Below are 2783 nucleotides of genomic sequence, written 5' to 3' on the forward strand. Positions count from 1 at the left end.
GGGGGTGCAGCTCGCCGGGCGCGAGCGAATTCGCCTCTATGACCACCATGTGGGGGCCACCGCCAGCTCCATCCGCCAGATGATGGGGGAGCACCATGCCACCCAGGAGCTGCTCAAGCGGGTCAAGAGCGCCTTCAGCGATCTGCTGCCCCGTTGTGACAACTTCGAGGTGGCGGAGTCCTTCTTCAACTCCGTCTATCGGCGGATCTTTCGCCATCGCAATATCCGCGACGAGAACCTCTATATCCACCCCTTTGTCAGCCGTGGCGAAAAACCGGATTTAAGCTCCCTGCTGCGGGTCTATCGCACCGATCTGGCCCACTTGCCGCAGACGTTGAGCCAGCTTTTGGGGGATTACAGCTTCACCCTCCCCTACGAGGACAAGCAGCGGGATATTGTCGACATCCACCGCCATCTTGCCGAGAACGGCCCGCAAATCATCCATGATGAGCCCTTTGCCATCGAGCTGTTGAAAGAAGTGTTCTACCGCAACAAGGGGGCCTATCTGGTGGGACTGATCCGGGCCCGGGATCAGGTCTTCCCCTTTATCCTGCCCCTGCTCAGCACCGGCCACAGCATCTATGTGGATACCGTCATCTTCGAGCCGGATCTCGCCTCTATCGTCTTTGGCTTCGCCCGTGCCTACTTTATGGTTTATGCCCGCGAACCAGCACTGTTTGTCGCCTTCCTGCGCCAGATCATGCCCCACAAGCCCGATTACGAGATCTACAACGCCATCGGTTGCCAGAAGCATGGCAAGACCGAGCTCTATCGCCACTACCGCCACCATCTGGCCCAGAGTCGGGATCAGTTCATCATCGCGCCGGGCATCAAGGGGATGGTGATGAGCGTGTTTACCCTCCCCTCCTACGATGTGGTGTTCAAGGTGATAAAAGACGAGTTCACTCCCCCGAAGGATGTGAGCCACGAGCAGGTGAAGGCGAAATACCGGCTGGTTAAACAGCACGATCGGGTGGGCCGCATGGCCGATACCCAGGAGTTCACCAACTTCGAGTTTCCGCTGGATCGCATCTCGCCGGAGCTCCTTGCCGAGCTCAAGACGGTGGCACCTTCTGCGCTCACCATCAGCGACGACAAGCTGGTGATCAAGCACCTCTATACCGAGCGCAAGATGATCCCGCTCAACCTCTATCTGGACAAGGCGGACGAGCAGCAGACCCGCCTCGCGCTGGAGGAGTACGGCAACGCCATCAAGCAGCTGGCGGCGGCCAACATCTTCCCGGGGGACATGCTGTTCAAGAACTTCGGCGTCACCCGCCACGGCCGGGTGGTCTTCTACGACTACGACGAGATCTGTTACATGACGGAGTGCAACTTCCGCCAGATCCCGCCGCCGCGCTACCCCGAGGATGAGTGGAGCGCCGAGCCCTGGTATTCGGTGGCCCCCAACGATATCTTCCCCGAGGAGTTCGCCACCTTCCTGCTGCAAAAGCCGCAGGTGCGGGAGATCATGCTGCAACTGCACAAGGAGATGTTCGACGCCAACTACTGGAAGATGCTGCAGAGCAACATCAAGGTGGGGCTGTTTGACGATGTCTATCCCTACCGTCGCAAGAAACGCTTCAAGTACCAGCGCGGCGGCTGATCGCGCAGAGTCCGCGCACATCACAGCAACGAAAACGGGGTGGCCAGTGCCACCCCGTTTTGCTATCCGCTTGGCGCCTTAACTGCCGCGACGGCGGATCACCCCCTCCTGCATGGTGCTCGCCACCAGCACCCCGTCGCGGGTGAAGAACTGACCGCGCACCAGACCGCGGCCGCTGCTGGCGCTCGGGCTGTCTACCACGTAGAGCAGCCAGTCGTCGAAGCGGAAATCCCGGTGGAACCACATGGAGTGATCGATGGTGGCCACCTGCATATCCGGCTCCCAGTAGGACACCCCGTGCGGCTGCAGCGAGGTGAGCAGGAAGTTAAAGTCGGAGGCGTAGGCCAGCAGGTATTTGTGCACCCGCAGATCGTCCGGCATCTGGCCGTTGGCCTTGAACCAGACGTGGCGCACCGGATCCTGCACCGTCGGCCGAATAGGGTCGACCAGGGTCACCGGACGCATCTCGATGGGCTGTTCGCAGAGGATCTTGTCCCGCAGGGAGGTCGGGATCAGGTTCTCGTAGGGGCGCACCAGCTCCAGCTCGCTCTTGAGCTCCTCCGGCGGGGTGATGCCGGTGGGCATCTGAGCCTGATGCTCGAAGCCATCGGCCGGCACCTGAAACGAGGCGTTGAGATAGAAGATGGGCTTGCCGCCCTGAATCGCCTTGACCCGGCGGGTGGAGACGGTCTGGCCGTCACGGATATTCTCAACATCATAGACGATGGGACGGGTCACATCCCCCGGACGCAGGAAGTAGGAGTGAAAACTGTGAACCTGACGGCCGGTCTCGACCGTCTGCTTGGCGGCTGACAAGGCCTGCCCCATTACCTGTCCGCCAAACACGGCCCGCAGACCGAGATCCTGGCTCTGGCCCCGAAACAGGCCCTCCTCGATTTTTTCCAGCGCCAGCAACGCCAGCAGCCCATCAAGTACCTTGCTCATTGTTCACTCCTCTGTCAGAGCCGCACAGGCTAACAAGCTCACCGGAGCAGAGCAACCGCAGCGGCGAGTCTGCGGGCAAACAGACAACAGAAATTCCCCTCAATTTCTCACCCCCCCCTTTTACCAGCCAGGGGGGGTTTGTCTAGTCCTGAAATAGGTTTACACATTTTCAACTAGCATTTCTCTACTCAGAACCCCCTATGTACCGCATCGGGGGTTCTGTATTTCAACG

At 60.0% G+C, this 2783-nt stretch carries 2 protein-coding genes; one reads left to right on the forward strand and one right to left on the reverse strand.

All coding sequences use genetic code 11. From position 1 onward, the window contains the following. Positions 1-1606, forward strand: a 1606-nt coding sequence (aceK, locus tag AB5Y92_RS15980; protein ID WP_368227127.1) for a bifunctional isocitrate dehydrogenase kinase/phosphatase, incomplete at its 5' end; no start/stop codon positions are given. Positions 1607-1684: 78 nt separating this feature from the next. Here the strand turns inward: aceK and tesB are convergent. Continuing rightward, a complete protein-coding gene (gene tesB, locus AB5Y92_RS15985) occupies positions 1685-2551 on the reverse strand; it encodes an acyl-CoA thioesterase II (RefSeq protein WP_368227128.1) in 867 nt (288 codons plus the stop codon). Positions 2552-2783: the final 232 nt, after the last annotated feature.

The sequence above is a fragment of the Aeromonas sp. R1-1 genome, assembly GCF_040908495.1.
Taxonomy (GTDB): domain Bacteria; phylum Pseudomonadota; class Gammaproteobacteria; order Enterobacterales; family Aeromonadaceae; genus Aeromonas; species Aeromonas veronii.